We start from the raw sequence: 17,894 nt of genomic DNA, 5'->3' as shown, positions 1-17,894 counted from the left end.
TAATAGAAACACTTTTCGGGGGGCATTACCACTGCTTCGTACTCATTCTAAAAAACAGGGGTCTATTTTCAAGGCATTAAACGAACGTGGGGAAACTGATTCCAAACCCTGGAAATCGCACTGCAATGAGAGGCTTAAAGCATTGCAGTGGTTTTCACTAGCTTCCCAGAAACCTGGAGAGATTACTGCAAGAGACGGTGGCCGTCGCTTTTTGGTAATAAGCAGACGGTCAAAAATATATATCCGACGAAGGGCGTAGGTTTTTATGCAGGCTCAACGCCCATATCACCTTTAGTCAGGCGGCCAAATTCACTATGCCACTACAAGGTTGTCGAGCGGGGTGTAGTGGTCAGTCAATCTATCAAGGGAAAATAATTGTTACGAGGACAATCTAGTCAGGCCAGCATGGGCAAAATACAATAACACTAGGGTGGCGCCTCCAAAATCACCAGCCTTGCCGCGTTTGTAACAGCAAGGCCGGTAGCACGCATATTTCAATGTACTTAAAAGCTCACCCTAAATGTCGCATGAATAGTTCGTGGTGGATTAGTCAGAGCCCAGTGCGCGCCTGGTTGCAAAGGTAAGTCACCGCTGAAGGTTTTGACTAGCTCATCAGAAATATTCTTCGCATGCACCTCAATGCGCCATGAGTCTGAAATCGACTTTAGGCCAATCCTTGCGTTGTACAACCAATACGCTTCCTGATAATCGTCGGGGTCTAAATCGGCATCCATATACTCGGCATCTTTGAAATTCGCATCAGCCGATACAAACCCGACGAGAGGTAAGGTAAAAAGCTGCGCCTCGTAACTAACACCAATACTTCCCGTCAATCTCGGTGCTCTATGAAGGCCCCGCCCCGACAAATCGCACTTTGGAGAAGGAGGCAACGTGATCAAGCCTTCAAGTTGGTACCCTGCTTCGGTAGGGGCTTCAGCGGGACATGCTGCATCTTGAAAGTCGACGAACAAGGTTTCATTGTAGCCAACGTTACCGTTAACCATAAGGCCTTCGGCGAGCAAAACCATGAAGTCAGCTTCCACGCCTTTGGTCTCAACCTCTTTCGCATTACTTTGCGTGTAGGTAACGCCGGTTAGTGTCGCTAGCTGATAACCACCGTAGTTTGTAAAAAAGGCACCTAAATTCACACGCGCAAGGCCATCAAACAATGATGTTTTGATACCGGCTTCGTAGGTATCCGAGGTTTCCGCGTCAAAAACATATTTATCTTTACTAAAGGCCGCAACATTAAAGCTCCCGGCTCGATACCCCTGCGCATATGTCGCATAGGCGGTAATATTATCTGTGGGCTCCCAGCTTAATGACACCTTGGGCGAGAAATCTTTATAGCTCAACGTTTCTTCCGCCGTATAACCGCCCTGTAGCAGTGCCCCCCAAACAGGAAGTGGGCCGGTATCAGTCACTAGTGCCGTGCCATCCTTTGTGTCGGAGGAGTAGCGCAACCCCATGGTTAACAAAATGGTATCGGTAATACTCCACTCTGCCTGACTAAATATACCGTACGACTCGACATCTACCGAAAACTTTCCATACAAATTTGATATTGCACCGCCGCTCTGATTTAAGGCTAGATCTGTGACAGAACCAAGAATCCCACCCAACCCCAAGTCATCGAGAGAGATCCCTAGAACTTCAACGAATGGCAAAAAGCCACCATGAATAGGCACATTAATATTGGCCTCAAGATCCGTTTCAAGATAAAACGCCCCTACCACGTACTGAAACTTTCCTGGCGGCGATACCATGCGCAGCTCGTGACTAATCTGAGAGAACTCCTGATCTAATAATAACGTCGCCACTTCAGCAGACTGACCTTCAACGTCCGCCTTAATAGAATCGTCCAACGCCACTAGACCTAACACATAGTTAAATGTGTGATCCCACTCTTCATAGGTTAACTTTATCGGTGCGACATAGCCTTTACCTATCGACTCATTTTGCCCAGAGTTGGCATTTTTTCTATCAAGATTAGCCTCGAAATTTGGCGTTAATGTATCCCCTAATGGTCGTAATATGGCAGGATATTTGTGAATTTCATCTCCCACAAACGCACCAATAAAGTAGTCTAAATGGTAGTAGCTCGCATCTAGGGTTAGTTTTTCAGACAAATCCCCTCGAATAGAAAATCGAGCCTGTTCGATGTCTTTTTCTCGAGAATTTTCTCCCGTCGGCGACGTTTAACTGGGGGTGGGAGTAATCCTTGGCTGTCCATGATAGGTGTCCACTTAACTTTTAGTGGACACCAAGGCTACCGGCTCTGGAAAACGATGGAAGGTGTGTTTACCGGCCGCTTACTTATTAGAAGCGGATCCCAAGGTTCTCGTCGAGTAATTGACTATACGAATTGCACCGAATGATAAATGTGCATGCGTATACTTCCGACGCAGCTGCTTCCATTCCTTGAATGCTCACAGCTCACTGTTAGCGCGGTGATACAACCGTATGATCTGGAGATTTTCAGACATAAATATGACTGCAAATGCGGATTATTAGGTAAGGCGCCATACACCCATGTTGTCGCTATGGCGCCTCCTTAGAACAGAAGCGCCCATGCTAACAACCAAGTAAAACCAGAGACCTACCAACTAAGCAGCATCAAGCTTCCGGCGGCTGGCTGGCGTATAAATTATCGTTCCAACGCTTCATTGTCTGAATATCGTCATGATCGAAGGTCAGTGAATACCGAGGCGACAGATATTCCATAAATCGAAACGCTAACATGCGAAAAATTCCGGGTTTGAACCATTTATAATAAAACAGATCCCAGCGATCTCTCAGAGTCGGCTTGTAACCTAAACCTTCAGCAATGACATCTACTGCGTCATCAAACATAAAAAACAAATGGCGAGAACGAAAGGCCATTTTCAATCTGTGCCAATAGTTATTCTTCCCAAAATAGAGATACTGGTCATGGCTAACAGCGCCGTGCTCTGCTTCTTCTAGAAAGTGCCAGTGGAACACCCTCGCCGCTTGCTCATGCATGTCATCATTAAACTCCGGATTTTCATGCCAAACTTGTGCAAAGGAATAAAGTGAATGCTCACCGGCCGCCGCTACGCCCATCATATCTACGGCTGTTAACCCCTCGGTCACTTTTGCTATGACTTTATCGTAAATTTTGGTGACTGACTCAACGTCGTAGCCATTTTTCTCAAGCTGCTGATTTAGCTTACGATGCACCGATGAATGCTGTGCCTCCTGCTTAATCATGTCACGGCAATCTTGGAGTAGCTTTTCGTCATTCTCGATAGTTTCTAAAGTAGGTAGCAGCGCCTTTATAAAAAAACTTTCAACTGGTGGTGCAGCCATGGAGAACGCGCCCCAGAAATAACCAATCAATGGACTACGACCCTTCACAAAATCCACCGGGACATTGGAGAAATCCCAACGTAAGTCTTTTCTTATAGGGATATCAAATGGCGTTTGCGACACCGTGGGTGAAACATCCGTCAACTTATTATTCATTATCATTTTCCTAGAGGTTTCCTGTCTGTTGTATAAGGAATGACGTCAATTCTAGATAGTAATCAAATGTAAAAGAATGATCGAAACAAACAAAAAGCTGTTGAAAGTGACAATTTGGGGCGACAATAGCACCCGATGTAATGTTGATGCTCATAAGGCCTGTGAAATTGGCCTTCTTCCCAATTATCAAGCCTTAGGCAAATACAATGTCGCAGCCGAAACCCACTTTCTGGAAGTATTTTCAAGAAATGCTGGTTGAATCAAACACTTCAAACTCGCTAACGCTGGAGCGGCTTGAGGCGTTATTGCAAACCATAGGGAGCAACCCGTTCGAAGGGCAACATGAAGAGCTCGCGGAGATTCTCCAAATCATGTCTGAGCTACCTACGGGGCACGAATTGGCTTACCAAGCAGGCTCGAATATCCCAATGACGGCTTACGCCCCACTAGTAATCCCCATGAAATTCGCCCCCACGATACGAGATAGTCTACATTTCCTTCGCCGGTATCTGCACTTACAAGTGCCACTGCTAGCAGTAAATTTTAATGACACAGAAGGGAGTGGGGTTTTTTCTCTGTCATATCGGGTCGCTCTTCCTGATCACGCCAGTACATTTCTCGCTACCGGCGCCTTCTCGGCGTTGAATACAGACCTGTCACTGATTACTGGGAGTAGCAGAAACTTTCAGAGCGTCTCACTGAAATATTGCGTCGATGAGTATATTTCTACTTTCAGCAAACATTTTGGAGTGACACCGATAGTTGGCGCTGACAAATATAGCGTTACGCTTTCTGAGAAATTACTTAATACCCCCAACCCGCTCGCCGACCCACTCTCTTTCAATAGCTATCGAGACGAATATGAAGAACAGCTGCGCATCAACCAGTTATCACGCGCCAGGTCGGAAGAAATCCGTCAGGAATTAATGGCTCAAATTGACAGTCCGCCAAATCTTCGTGAACTGGCTATGCAACTACATATATCAGAACGCCAGCTTCGTTTTTCACTTGCCAAGGAAGACACTAGTTATCGGAAAATATTGATGCAATGCCGAATTGATTATTCCCGCACGCAGCTGGCAAACCCAAGCATGAATATTACAAATTTAGCAAACAAGTTGGGCTATAGTGATTTAACAGCCTTCATTCATAGCTTCAAACGCTGGACAGGGAAAACCCCTAAAGAATTCCAGAACGAAATACTTTCCAATAAAATTCAGGATAGCTAATACCTAGCTACGCTTAATCAATGAGTAGCGGAATACACTCAAGTAAACCGCCGCCAATATCCACTGACAAAACTTTTTCACCATACTTCCATTGCGGCAACATTGGCGCAATAGAATCTCAGTTTGTCTCTGGCGTATTCTGCGCCGCATAAGCTTTCGCCGCTTCCTGCAAGATATACTGACGAATCGCCTCGGCATCCTTCATATCTAAAATGTTGCTAAAGCCCACCATACCTCCATCCTGCAAGGCGCCCCCGATCACTATACCTGGCCACATATCGTGGACTGCTTTGCTAGACCTACGCAGGTCGGGTATAACACCGCCACTGACCGCTCTATCACCATGACATAGCTGGCAATTGCGGTGGTACAGGAGCATGCCTTGATTCAGCACAGTCTCATCTGCCGTAACTGCTTCAGCCGGTGGGGGAATTGCTGCATTAGATTTCTCAACCGCAGGTAGTTTTGACGTGCCCCCCAGTTTATACACGAGGACACGAGAACGGTTTTTCAATCCGTATTGGCCGGTCAGCCCCCCTAATATCGTCGCATAACCTCCGCCCCAACCTGCCGCTATCGCAATATATTGCTCTCCATCAATCTGATAGCTAATCGGGGCTGCCATTGCATTCGTCTGTAGCCACTGGGACCACAGTTTCTCGCCGGTACGGCTGTTGTAAGCCGTAAGATAACCTTGTGGGTTCGCTTGGAACAACAGCCCTCCAGCAGTAGTCACCATACCGCTGGCCCCTACGTCTTTATGGTCAAATTGCCAAACGGATTTTTGCGTTATTGGGTCCCATGCCAATATAAAGCTATTGAACATTTTACGCATTGCCGGCCGAATTCCCGGTTGATCGGGAGCGGCAAGCCCCATCATGTCAACGCCCAAATTTGAGGTGCCAGGCTTGTACTGTTTGTCAGACGGGTCCTGCGGATCAAGGTAGGACGCTAGAAAGTTCTGTGCAGGAATGTATACAAGCCCTGTTTCGGGTTCATAGGACATAGGGTGCCAGTTATGTCCGCCACCAGAACCGGGAGTGATGACTTTTGGCTCTGAGAAATCACGAACGCCGGGTAGCTCTACTGGGCGGCCGGTTTTCATATCGACATGACTTGCCCAATTGATATCGACGTAATTGTTCGCTGATATCAGCTCGCCAGTTTTTCGATCAATTACGTAGAAGAAGCCATTTTTCGGCGCCTGCATCAGCACTTTTCGAAGCTTGCCTTCAATAGTAAGGTCCGCAAGCATGATGTGTTGAGTGGCCGTGTAATCCCAGCTTTCGCCTGGCGTAGTTTGATAGTGCCATACATACTCGCCGGTATCGGGCCTTATTGCGACGATCGAAGCCAAAAATAGGTTATCACCTTCTCCATTACTTCTGAGCTTGTGATTCCACGGGGAGCCGTTGCCTACGCCAATGTAAAGCAGGTCAAATTCAGGGTCATAGGCCATGCTGTCCCAGACAGTGCCACCGCCACCCCACTTCCACCACTCGCCATTCCACGTGGCGGCTGCCATCTTCATAGCATCATTTTCGAACCCGTCTACTGGATTACCGGGTACGGTATAAAAGCGCCAGTGCATCTCACCGGTGATTGCATCATAGGCCGAAACGTAGCCACGGACTCCCATTTCAGCACCGCCATTACCAATGACAACTTTGCCTTTTATTACACGCGGCGCACCGGTAATCGTATATGACTTTGTCGGGTCAACCGTCATAACGTCCCAGACTGTTTCTCCCGAAGCGCCATCTAATGCCACAAGACGACCATCAATAGTACCTAAATATATTTTCCCGCCATAATAGGCAACACCACGATTAACCACGTCGCAGCAGGCCTTAACCGCTGTTGCTCGATCAACCTTTGGGTCGTAATCCCATAATAGCTTGCCGGTCTTCGCATCTAAGGCATAAACAATCGACCAAGAGCCAGTGACGTACATAACACCATCAACAACAATCGGCGTCGCCTCAACACCACGCTTAGTAGTCATATCAAAGGACCAGGTAAGACCAAGGTCGCTCACATTCGCCGTGTTAATTTGATCAAGCGGAGAATGGCGCTGCTCGTCATAGGTTCTGCCATGCGTTAGCCAATTCTGTGGTTCACTCGCCGCATTCACCAGTCGGGCAGAAGCGTTATCCTTTTCGATATTAGAATCAGTCGACTTTGAGGTGCAGGCAACTAGCAGGCTTGCGATGATAACAAGCTTAAAGATATTGGCGTATGTAATCATTATTAAACAACTCCGGCGGCCCTATATCTGACCAGCTATTTATTAGAATTTTTAGGCTCGACATTTCACATTAGTGTCCAAGCCCATTGTCGCCCTACAAACCCAACCAGTTTAGGCAGCGGTATAGCAACTTATGCTTGGAGGTATAGGGCCCAGACAGTATGGCGCTGCTTATATAACTGGGATATTTAAAAACGGGGCGCATTTTGCTGAACTCAGCAAACCCCTCATACCCGTGATACTGACCCATGCCGGATGCCCCTGCTCCACCGAAGGGGAGGTCATGCTGAAAGCAGTGCACCACACAGTTATTAATTGTCACTCCACCGGAAATTGACGAATAGACCACATGCTCCTGTATTTTTTTATCATGACTGAACAAGTACAGTGCCAGAGGCCTGTCCCTAATAGCGATATATCGCAGTACTTCATCAAGATTATCGTAGGGAATGACGGGTAAAACAGGACCAAATATTTCCGTTTTTAGCAGCTCAGAGTCTTCACTCGGGTCAATCACAATATGCGGTGGAAATTTTCGATTAACGTCATCGAAACTGTCTTCGCTCATCAAATTGATTACCGAAGCCCCTTGATTCTTTACTTCCTCCAACCAACGTCTAAGACGTTGGTAAGAGTCTGCATCAATAATCGATGTATAACCCTCAGGGTCTTTTACATCAGGGAAATATTGATTAGCGGCTTGCCGAACCAAGGCGACAAATCGATCCAATTTATCGCGCGGCACAAAAACATAATCGGGGGCCAAGCATGTTTGCCCCGCATTCATATACTTGTATTGGGCAATACGCTGCGCCGCTTTTTCCAATTCAAAATCATCGCATACAATAGTCGGAGACTTACCGCCGAGTTCTAGCGTGACCGAACACAGATTCTGCGCAGCAGCGGCCATCACAGCTTTACCCGTAGCCGGAGAACCGGTAAACAACATATGATCAAAGGGTAAGCTGGAAAAATCACTGCCTTTAGCATCCGGCACGATAGCAAAGACAGCTTCATCAAATTTCTCTTTGACTAGCCGATGCAACAAATCGCGTAAATGGCTAGAATTTTCCGCCATCTTTACGACCGTTCGATTTCCAGCAGCCATCGAAATAGCCACCTGGGTTATTGTCATAAAAACAGGGTAATTCCACGGCACTATCACGCCCACCACTCCTTTTGGCTGAGGGATAACGCGATTTTTTCCGCCATAGAATAACGTCACTTTACGTCGCAGTGGTTTCATCCATGTTTTTAAATGTTTTTTAATTTCACGAAGCCCAGAGTGAGAGCCAAACAATTCAACTAACGTCGTCTCCCCCCATGGACGATGGCCATAGTCCAATGCAACAGCTTCAATAATTGCCTGTTCATTTTCAGAGAGCAAAGATTGTAAGGCAGCGATATTTTTCAAACGCTGCTCATAGGAGGGGTAAGGATCGTCTATATAGGCTTTGCGTTGCAAACTATAAACCCGTTGCGCCTCTGTCTGGGGCGCAGCGATGTGATATTGAATAAGATGCGATTTTACCGGCACAAAAACCTCCAAAAACTGACGACTTAGGTAACTATTTTTATTCCTGTCATTTTAGGGTGCTATCTCGCCTGTAAAATTGTTGCAGCATCAAGACGTAGACAGCGGCCGTTCACATAGGAATTTTCCGCAAGATAAGCACATGTGTGTGCAAACTCGTCCATATCCCCCATACGCTTTGGCGCCTCAACCATATCTATCAATGACTGCTGAACTTTTTCATCTAGTGACTTAACCATCGGCGTACCAAACAGTCCTGGCGCTATAGAGTTTACGCGAATCCCTATTGGCCCAAGCTCCCTCGCTGCGGGTATATTCATACCGTTGATGCCTGCTTTCGACCCGGAATACGCCGATTGCCCTACCTGCCCTTCAAATGCAGCCCCCGACGATATATTAATAACAACACCGCGTTCGCCATTGCTGTCAGGTAGGTTTTTCGCCATTTGTTCAGCGCACTTAGCCATCACATTAAATACGCCAGACAGGTTTACCTGGATAACGGTTGCAAATTTCTTCAAGCCTGACGCTCGGCCTTCTCTATCTAATATTTTGCATGGCAAGGGAATTCCCGCCGCATTGATATCAACGTGAATGGCACCAAATTTTTCCATAACAGCAGCAATGGAAGTATCAATACTGCTTTCGTCCGTGACATCCGTCTCACAGAAAACGGCATTATCTTCACCCAGATCTGCGACTGTAACCAAACCGGCCTCAACATTTTTGTCAAACAGAGCAACTTTCGCCCCCTTTTCCCTTACCATATATTTGGCGGTCGCCTGACCCAAGCCCGATGCGCCACCGGTAATTACGATTACTTTATCCTGTAAATTCATATCTATTCTCTATCCATAAAATTGCAAATGGGCTAAATATTTCCGCTTTTAACGAAAGGCTTGGATTCCCGTCAACGCACGCGCGACGATCAATTTTTGAATTTCAGTAGTCCCATCGGGAATCGGTCCTATTATCGCTTCGCGCAGTAAACGTTCGACAATAAATTCCTTAGTAACCCCGTTTCCAGCATGTATTTGCAATGCATCTCTCGCCGCTTCCAAACCAATTTCGGTTCCAAACCATTTGGCCATCGCACATTCTTTGTCGCATCGAATTCCCTTATCAATCATATCTGCGGCTCGTAGAGCAAGCAGGCGTGCTGCGTCAATTTTTGTAGCCATGACTGCTATCTTTTCAGCTACCAGCTGATGACCTGCTATTGGCTTGCCGTGTTGCGTGCGTTCCTGACTGTATTTAATCGCCTCATCCATTGCGCGACGCCCAATTGAGTAGCCCCACGCCGCCATATGACAACGAGCGCGTTCGAAGGTAACTAGTGTGTTTTTTAGCCCCCCGCCAACTTCACCGATTACATTCTCCACGGGGACCCGTACGTCGGTTAAAAATATCTGCGCCGTAGATTGTCCGTTCAAAGCCATTTTGGGTATGCCACGTACCTCGTACCCATGCTCTTCACGATCGATAAGAATATGCGTTAATTCTCCAGGCCCCGTCTTACAGGTGCAGATAAAGACATCAGAGTATTCACCATTTGAAATCCAAGTCTTCTCACCATTAATGACCCAGTGATCACCATCTCGCACCGCCTTGGTGCTCACAGCAGCCACATCGGAACCCACATCCGGCTCAGAGATCCCCATGCTAATGAAAAGATCTCCGTTCATAAGACCGGGAAGATACTTGTCCCTCAAATGCTGTGAAGCTCCCTGAATTAATAGATCCGCGCCGACGATGTTGATGACAATCGGAATGGCAATATCCATCGATGTATAAGCGACTTCTTCAAACAAGCGTAGATGCGTAACCCAGTCCAGACCTAAGCCCCCATGCTCTTCCGGATGGGGCGCATTAATCAATCCGAACTCCGTCAGCTGCTTCATCCAGCCTGACATTTTCTCTCTGGGAATAAAGCCTTCACCGTGAGCAAGAAATTCCGGTTCAATCACATTATCAAGAAGCTTCCTCAGCCCGTCGGTAGCAGCCCGCTGCTCTTCTGTCATTTGAAAACTCATATCAAAGTCCTAATTCATTCGAAAATATATTTACGGCGACCACGGCCTCTTCAATACCATTCAAGCCACCACTGTTCTCATGGACTGCCAAGCGCGCGCCATCAACTTGTCGCTTACCCGCCTCACCACGGAGTTGAGTCACAAGCTCATAGATCTGGCCTATACCGGAGGCGCCGATTGGATGGCCCTTCGACTCCAAACCGCCCGAGGTGTTAATGGGAATTCGTCCACCAATGCTAAACTCACCGCGTTCCGCTGCCGGTCCAGCCTCACCGAAACCAACCAGACCTAGGTTCTCAGCGTGTATGATTTCTCCCATGGCAGTCGCATCATGGACTTCCGCAACATCCATATCCTTTGGCCCCAAGCCAGCAATCTCGTAGGCCTGGTCTGCAGCAAGGCGCTCACAGTGCAATTCACGGCTTTCGGCAGGTCGTCCCGTCGCACTGCGGATCACGGTGGCCAGCACTTTAATCGCTCGCTTCCGATCGGCTCCGATACGCTTCAGGCCTTCTTCGTTACACACGATCATAGCCGCCGCGCCGTCGGAAATCGGAGCACACATCGGCAGCGTTAGCGGATACGTTATAGGCGGAGCCTGCAGTACTTCATCTATCGAATAGGGAGTACGAAACTGTGCAAGCTCATTGTGTACTGAATGCTGATGATTTTTCGCACTAACCGCAGCGATTTGACGCTGCGTAGTGCCGAATTCCTTCATATGGTGTCGGCAAAAAGCGGCGTAAACCGACATAAACACACTGTAAGGACGTTCCGACTCGTGACCTTCTGGCACATCAAATCCCTGCGCAGGCACCAACAAGTCCTGTAAATTTTTAGCCGGGTCGGTGATGTCCCATCCACCATCGAACACCGAAAACATTCTCTGTTTATCTGGGATGTTCATTTTCTCCGCGCCGATGGCCAAGGCAACGTCGCAACTTCCGGCACGCAACATCTGGACTGCTAGGTGAAACCCTGAACTGCCGGAGGCGCAGGCATTTTCTATGTTAAAAATAGGGATACCTTCAAGACCGTTTTTACTCAAAACAATCTGCCCCGGCACAAACGTCTGCCCCTGCAGATGTCCCTGAGTAGTGCCTGAGAAAAAGGCCGTTTCAATATCCGATTTATTGCAGCCAGCATCCTTTAACGCGGCATCAAGAGCCTCTCCAGTTAGGCTGTCTAGACTTCTGTCGATATGACGCCCAAGGGGTGTCATGCCTACCCCAACAATATAAATATTACTCATTGTGAATTCCTAATGGTTTTATCGACCTTTAAAGTCAGGTTGACGCTTTTCTGCAAACGCTTGCAGCCCTTCTGCCATATCATATGAGCGCATATGCCGGCGCAACATCACCTGCTCATGCTGCAGTGCGACATCGCGGCTTTCACCCTGTGTGGCATTGGCAACGATCTTCATACGCTGTAGAGCTATTGGGCTTTTTTGGGCAATACCCTCCGCCAGCTTCTGTGTGGCATCTATCAATTGATCAGCGGAGACAACTTCATTGACAAATCCGTAGCCTTTCATTTCAATCGCCGATAAGGTTTTTCCGGTAAGGAGTAAATATTTTGCGATATTTAGCGGAACCAAACGCGGTAAAATTGATGCACCACCAGCCCCCGGATACACACCAAAATTCGCATGCACATCACCTATTTTGGCGTCTTCATCGGCAATAACGATATCAGCACACATCGCGGCCTCTAAGCCACCTGCCATCGTGATGCCATTTAGCGAGGCAATAACTGGTTTAGGGAAATTGCGTAGCACATCGAAAACCGCACAGATGCGCTCGAGAAAATCAGCATCCCCTGGCGGCAAGGAGCCACTAGCCAACACTTCCTTTAAATCTGCGCCCGCACAAAAAGCACGACCGGCCCCTGTTAACACTAGCACCCGAATGGAATCATCAGCCGCTATTTCAGGTAAGTATTTTTCATACAGGGACGTCATTTCCAAAGAGATAGAATTCATTGCCTGCGGGCGATTCATAGTTAGCCACGCTACGGGCCCCCGTGTTTCATATTTCAATGCGGATTCCATACTCACCTCAATCATTTAAATAAATTCATATGCCCGTTCCCTTCTCGCCAACACCGAACGATAGGGTGAAAAATCACTGCGAATCTCGTCAATTCTTATGTGCTGAGTGACGTTCTTTGAACGTCAAAATATCAGCAGATAACATATTTCTGCAGCAACACGATAAAATTACTAACAGCCTATAGCTGCGTCGTTAATAGTCGCTCTTCAGCCAACCTTTCTAGTTGAGTCCTTCCAGTAATCATCACGCACTTTACGCCTCAAAACTTTACCCACCGCGCTTAAAGGTAGCTCTGAAACAAATTTCATCGTCTTTGGCGTTTTATATCCTCCCAGCGATTGGCGAACATGCGCCATAAGCTCTTCAGAGCTTACAGTCTGCTGTTCTTTTAACATTACTTCCGCATGGACAGCCTCGCCCCACTCATCACTAGGAACACCTATAACAGCACTCATAAACACGGCGGGATGCGATGCAATTGCTGACTCGACTTCGGTGGCATAGACATTGAAACCGCCACTGATAATCATGTCTTTCTTACGATCGACTATCGAGACGAAGCCATTAGTATCAACCTTGCCTAGGTCACCTGACTTCCAAAAACCATCTTGAAACTCTGACGCAGTCTGCTCTGGGTTATTAAAATATCCCAAACAGATAGCACGAGATCGCAGCCAGATTTCACCGATCTCACCGGGTAAAACCGGCTGTCCATCATCATCCACAACGCAGACCTCAACGCCCGCCACTGGGCGACCAGCTGAGGCCAGATGGGAGTCATCGCCAGAGTCCTGACCCAAAAGGTGATCGCTTTTACTCATGGATAGTGCGACCCCCACATGCTCGGTGGCTCCGTAAATTTGGATAAAGATATTACCCAATGCGGCCTGAAGCTCTCTCAACTTACTCGGATTCATGGGTGCCGCGCCGTAGAATACGGTTTCAAGGAAGCTCAAACCTTTAAGCGCGTCTGCTTCCATAGCCAGCAACCGATAGAGTAAGACGGGCACCATCATTGTCATGGTGATTTTTTCTTTCTCTATGTTGGCGCACCACGCATTAAGGTCGGGTACGTTCATTGTGACGTTACAAGCGCCCTTAAATAGCGTCGGTAGAAATAACATCCCGCTACCGTGACTAATTGGTGCCAAGTGCAAAAACCTTGCATCTGGCGACCATGCTGGATCTGGCATTGAAAAGAACAAGTCTTTGCACATCAACCAGTTATCTATTGAGTACTTGACACACTTACCTTTTCCAGTTGTTCCGCCGGTAAATCTCATTACCTTCAAATCTTCTCGATCGTCATGGCTGATATCAGGATTACTGTCGCTAACGCCTTCAAGTAAATCCCAAAAGTAATGCACGCCAGGCATCTCTTGAGGCGGCCTGTCCATACTTACAATAGTCACTTGCCTGCTGCGCAGCATCTCGTAGTGAGTAACCAGCAACTCCGCCTCCAAAAACACGACTTTCGCATCCACCGCATCAAGCTGATTCGTATGGTCCTCTAAGCTATCTCGATAGTTTGTATAGCATGCGACTGCATCCCCCTTAAAGGCGGTGAAAAAGTGCAGTAACGACAAATTGTCGTTCTCGAGGATATTGACCCATGTATCGCCCTGATATAAGTTCAATTTCTGCCGCATCATATTGACAATGCGGTTTGTCAATAAATGGAACTCTCGGAAGGTATAGCGCCGGTTGCGCTCGATATTTACCAACGCCTCGCGATCTGAAAACGTGTCTGCGAGCCGTTCACTAATGGTGCTGAAGTTGATTTTGACGATCTGCGCCCTTATTGAAAGCAATAGAGAGAAGTATATAGTTAGCTGATAAGATGCCACATGACCCAACAATGAAATCTATTGACCGAACGGTATAATGATTCGACCTTTTTCTAAAACCACGACCATATCGACTATATGAGCTTGTGAAAGAAAACCAGAGGCTACCTAGGTTTGAATAAAAACGTGGAAAGCGCGCCAACGACAATTGCGGCCTACGGCCTCGCCATCAAGTCGGCCCTTGAGGCCAACGGCTACGATACGAAAGATATTTTTGAAAAAATCGGTATAAATCAGCTTCCCAGCAACGTACCTCAGGAACGCTTAACGACGTCACAAGTCGCGGCTTTATTTGAACAAAGTGTAAAACTTACTGGAAATCCGGCGTTTGGTCTGACAGTTGCCCGCTTTATGCACCCCTCTACCTTACACGCGCTCGGCTATGCCTTACTCGCAAGCGCCAGCATAAGAGACAGCGCTGAGCGCGCCGTAAATTACTTTCGACTGGTGAGCGGACAAGCGGAAATTCAGATCAATGAAGACGATGAATATTTTCGAATTAGCACGCACCTTTTGACGGATGGGGTGGCACCGGAAAGTATCGATGCCTGGAATGCATTCTTAATCCGCCTTTTCAGACTAATCTACAAACCAGACTTTGCACCTGCAAAGGTACAATTACAGCGACCACAGCCGCTTGGCTGTGAAGAGCAATACCTAAAAAGCTTCCATGTTCCCGTAAAATTCAACGCTGAATTCAGTGAAATTTGTATTGATAGATTTTGCGTAGACGTGCCTGTAACAGGCGGTAATCGCGAAATCGCGCAACAACATGACCACGTTATTGAAGGCTACTTGGCCAAGCTAGACGACGCCGATATTATTTCAAAAACAAGGTCGCTTATAGTTCGCAACCTTGCGTCTGGAAATTGCGATAAGCAACGTATCGCAAGTGAATTGCATATGAGCCCAAGTCACTTGCAGATGAAACTGTCGAAATTGGATACCACTTTCCAGGATTTACTCAATCAGGTTCGAAAATCACTGGCGCTCACTTATGTAGAGAACGCCAACGTTAGCTTGACCGAAATCACCTTTCTACTCGGATTCTCAGACACAAGTAGTTTTACACGTGCCTTTCGACGCTGGACTGAAAAATCTCCAACTGAATATCGACGAAATCTCGGAATTGACCACTAGAAACCTTGAGCACATTGCAAAAGGCAGCAGCTCTTACCCAGCAGCTACCTGTATAGGCGCTTAGCTCTAGGCCATATGGCCACGCAGATATTCACACGCGTCTCGCCGAGCGGTTTTGGCTTCAGGTATAAATCCGAATCCCTGAAAGACGTGTCCCATTCCTGCCCATACTTTTGGGGTCACTTGAGCGCTATTAATATTTGCTACATTCGCCAACCTTTCCGGGTGATTTCGAAATATTTCCAGCCCCCCAGCTTCAATTAAAACGGGTGGTAAACCATCAAGTTGACCGTTTATAGGCGATATTCTGTAATCCTTTCGGTCAGCCCCATTGAAATAATGGTCCATAATGGCCAAGGCATCCGTGGTGAACATTGGGTCAGAGTCTTGCATGGCCTCGTAGTTCTCGTTAGACCAATCACAATCCACACCAGGCGACATCAGCCACGCAGAAGAAGGCATTGCTAGACCGGCCTCCTTAGCCATAAGCATGGTAACTAGCGCAAGGTTTGCTCCCGCTGAATCACCGGCAATACACAGCTTCCCGGGTGATACGCCATAGGACTGAAGCAGCCATTTATAGACGGTTAAACAATCATTGGGGGCGGCAGGGAAAGGATGTTCCGGCGCTAGCCGATAATCGATGAGTAATACGCGGGCGTTGAGCCTGGAGCCAATATCCTTACACAAGCGGCGATACAACCTAGGAGTGAAACTTGTGAAACCACCGCCATGAATATAATACAACACTCGCTCTGGCGTTGAGTTCTTTGGAATAATCCATTCTGCAGCGACGCCTTCAATGAGCACGGGCTCGACGCTACAGTTCCGCATGCCGCCGATAAATAGACGGTCAATTTTGCCGACTCGATCACGCATGGCGTGAGCATCTGTATCACTTGACCAGAGACTCCTTACTAATACTTTAGAGACAGAGTTGAACAGTTTAGCGCGGGTACTTGGCATAGCGATCTCACAGACAGAAGGATTGAAGTATCCACACAGAATTATTGACTAGCCGATAACCGAAGTATTATTTATGTTTAACATGCTAATCATTTTTATGTAGAAATTACCGATTCGCAGAATAGTGGCCTTGGCATTGAGAATCAATAGGTGGAGGAGTGCATCCAAGGCCCAGACTCCTCGACCAGAGTGAATACTGAATAGCCCCAAAACTTTAGACCACTCCGTCATTCAGTTTAAAACGGTCTTCATACTGCCTTGGTGACAGCAATCCGTTTGTACCATTGGACTTCCCCGAGTAATGTAGACAACTCAGCGCTATTCTCAGCGACTGACCGCTTCTGTGACGCTAGAGACATCGATTAGAGCTTTGATGAGGCTATACTTTATTCTTTCATCCACCCATTCTTCATCTAAGCCATCGATTATTACGAAGTAACGCTGCTGTTTGTCAGAAAATATATCTTCTCCTAGTACGGAGATAATATTCTCGAGCTCTCTTATTTGAATCTCAGATACTACTTTTTTCCCGATATGGATTACTTGCGTTTTTTGTTCTGCCGTAAGATTTTTCGCGCCTTTGGCACTTAAATCAATTCCTGGCAAAGTTGATTTAATCGACGCGGATAGATTACTCTCAATTTTTTTTGTTAATTCTTGCATCCGCTCTTCAGTGGTTAGCCAAAATTTGTTCCCCCATTGCTCTAGGTAATCCACCGCCATTTCTTTGAACTTGTCCTTTTTGTATAGAATCTTCCTGATGTGTCGAGTGTAGTCTTTCTGGGCGTTTTCGTTGGTTATATTGAATTTTGACTTCAGTAGCTCCACCACAAGTATGTGGCGCCATAATAGTGCATAAAATACAGAAAGACTTACTCCAGCTTCTTCGAAAAATCCAATTACATTATTGTTGGCAATATAATTTAACGATAAGGAATGCGGCGAAAGAACAATTACATTTTCTTCAGTTTTTTGTATGTGGCTTAGCAAGGCGCTTTTACCAGCACCAGTTCTTCCTACAATAACTCGCTTGGGGTTATCTGATGCTAGCACAACATCAAGATCACCAGTGTCTACGTAGCACGCCGCCAAGAACTCGCTATCTTCCTCGGCTGCGGCTGCGCCAATTTCGTCATGCCTTGTGAAACAGAATTCATCTGCACTAAAATTTCCTTTTGTCATCGAATCCCTTCAGCTTCCCCAGAAATAACATAAAATTCAGAAGGTTGATGATGTGGCGTCATTTCGGCTTGAGATGATATCAAGACTCGCTCCCTCTAACTCGCGAAAAACTTCCTTCTCCCTATCATAGACCTGACTTCTAACAAATCAATGGTCTCAAGTCCATTTTCTCATA

General features: G+C 47.0%; 13 protein-coding genes. 2 read left to right on the top strand and 11 right to left on the bottom strand.

The genetic code is table 11. From position 1 onward, the window contains the following. Nucleotides 1-503 precede the first annotated feature (503 nt). The gene (locus tag AAC007_RS00580) at nt 504-2,129 is read right to left on the bottom strand and encodes a TonB-dependent receptor (protein WP_339673966.1); all 1,626 of its coding nucleotides are present in this window, start codon (nt 2,127-2,129) and stop codon (nt 504-506) included. A 487-nt stretch (nt 2,130-2,616) separates the two neighbouring features. After that, on the bottom strand, nt 2,617-3,486 hold the full coding sequence (locus AAC007_RS00575; protein ID WP_339673964.1) for a metal-dependent hydrolase: 870 nt from the start codon (nt 3,484-3,486) through the stop codon (nt 2,617-2,619). 206 nt (nt 3,487-3,692) lie between these two features. Between AAC007_RS00575 and AAC007_RS00570 the strand changes: the two genes are divergently transcribed. Then, on the top strand, nt 3,693-4,715 hold the full coding sequence (locus AAC007_RS00570) for a helix-turn-helix domain-containing protein (RefSeq protein ID WP_339673961.1): 1,023 nt from the start codon (nt 3,693-3,695) through the stop codon (nt 4,713-4,715). Between the two features lie 118 nt (nt 4,716-4,833). Here AAC007_RS00570 and AAC007_RS00565 read toward each other — a convergent pair whose 3' ends face one another. The 7 genes from AAC007_RS00565 to AAC007_RS00535 all read right to left on the bottom strand — a co-directional run bounded on the left by AAC007_RS00565 (nt 4,834) and on the right by AAC007_RS00535 (nt 14,431). Continuing rightward, nucleotides 4,834-6,963 (bottom strand): PQQ-dependent dehydrogenase, methanol/ethanol family, encoded by a 2,130-nt coding sequence (locus AAC007_RS00565; RefSeq protein ID WP_339673959.1) that lies wholly within the window; start codon nt 6,961-6,963, stop codon nt 4,834-4,836. Nucleotides 6,964-7,057: 94 nt separating this feature from the next. Continuing rightward, complete coding sequence (locus tag AAC007_RS00560; RefSeq protein ID WP_339673956.1) at nt 7,058-8,500, bottom strand: coniferyl aldehyde dehydrogenase; 1,443 nt, start codon at nt 8,498-8,500, stop codon at nt 7,058-7,060. A gap of 59 nt (nt 8,501-8,559) precedes the next feature. Continuing rightward, nucleotides 8,560-9,336: an SDR family NAD(P)-dependent oxidoreductase gene (locus AAC007_RS00555; RefSeq protein WP_339673954.1), complete on the bottom strand. Its 777-nt coding sequence runs from the start codon at nt 9,334-9,336 to the stop codon at nt 8,560-8,562. Nucleotides 9,337-9,384: 48 nt separating this feature from the next. Next, nucleotides 9,385-10,530, bottom strand: coding sequence for an acyl-CoA dehydrogenase family protein (locus tag AAC007_RS00550; protein WP_339673952.1), 1,146 nt, complete (start codon nt 10,528-10,530; stop codon nt 9,385-9,387). A gap of 1 nt (nt 10,531) precedes the next feature. Then, nucleotides 10,532-11,782: a thiolase family protein gene (locus AAC007_RS00545; RefSeq protein WP_339673951.1), complete on the bottom strand. Its 1,251-nt coding sequence runs from the start codon at nt 11,780-11,782 to the stop codon at nt 10,532-10,534. Nucleotides 11,783-11,800: 18 nt separating this feature from the next. After that, on the bottom strand, nt 11,801-12,598 hold the full coding sequence (locus AAC007_RS00540) for an enoyl-CoA hydratase/isomerase family protein (RefSeq protein WP_339673949.1): 798 nt from the start codon (nt 12,596-12,598) through the stop codon (nt 11,801-11,803). 192 nt (nt 12,599-12,790) lie between these two features. Continuing rightward, nucleotides 12,791-14,431 carry an AMP-binding protein gene (locus AAC007_RS00535; RefSeq protein WP_339673947.1) on the bottom strand — a complete coding sequence of 547 codons (1,641 nt, stop codon included), beginning with the start codon at nt 14,429-14,431 and terminating at the stop codon, nt 12,791-12,793. Between the two features lie 114 nt (nt 14,432-14,545). Here AAC007_RS00535 and AAC007_RS00530 point away from each other — a divergent pair, with 114 nt between their 5' ends. Next, nucleotides 14,546-15,571: an AraC family transcriptional regulator gene (locus AAC007_RS00530; protein WP_339673945.1), complete on the top strand. Its 1,026-nt coding sequence runs from the start codon at nt 14,546-14,548 to the stop codon at nt 15,569-15,571. A gap of 66 nt (nt 15,572-15,637) precedes the next feature. On the opposite strand, the gene AAC007_RS00525 is transcribed toward AAC007_RS00530, so the two are convergent. After that, a complete protein-coding gene (locus AAC007_RS00525) occupies nt 15,638-16,537 on the bottom strand; it encodes an alpha/beta hydrolase (RefSeq protein WP_339673942.1) in 900 nt (299 codons plus the stop codon). Nucleotides 16,538-16,861: 324 nt separating this feature from the next. Further along, the gene (locus AAC007_RS00520; RefSeq protein WP_339673940.1) at nt 16,862-17,719 is read right to left on the bottom strand and encodes a hypothetical protein; all 858 of its coding nucleotides are present in this window, start codon (nt 17,717-17,719) and stop codon (nt 16,862-16,864) included. Nucleotides 17,720-17,894: the final 175 nt, after the last annotated feature.

It is taken from the genome of uncultured Zhongshania sp., assembly GCF_963975605.1.
Taxonomy (GTDB): domain Bacteria; phylum Pseudomonadota; class Gammaproteobacteria; order Pseudomonadales; family Spongiibacteraceae; genus Spongiibacter; species Spongiibacter aquimaris.
This window is presented reverse-complemented; position numbering and strand designations above follow the sequence as displayed.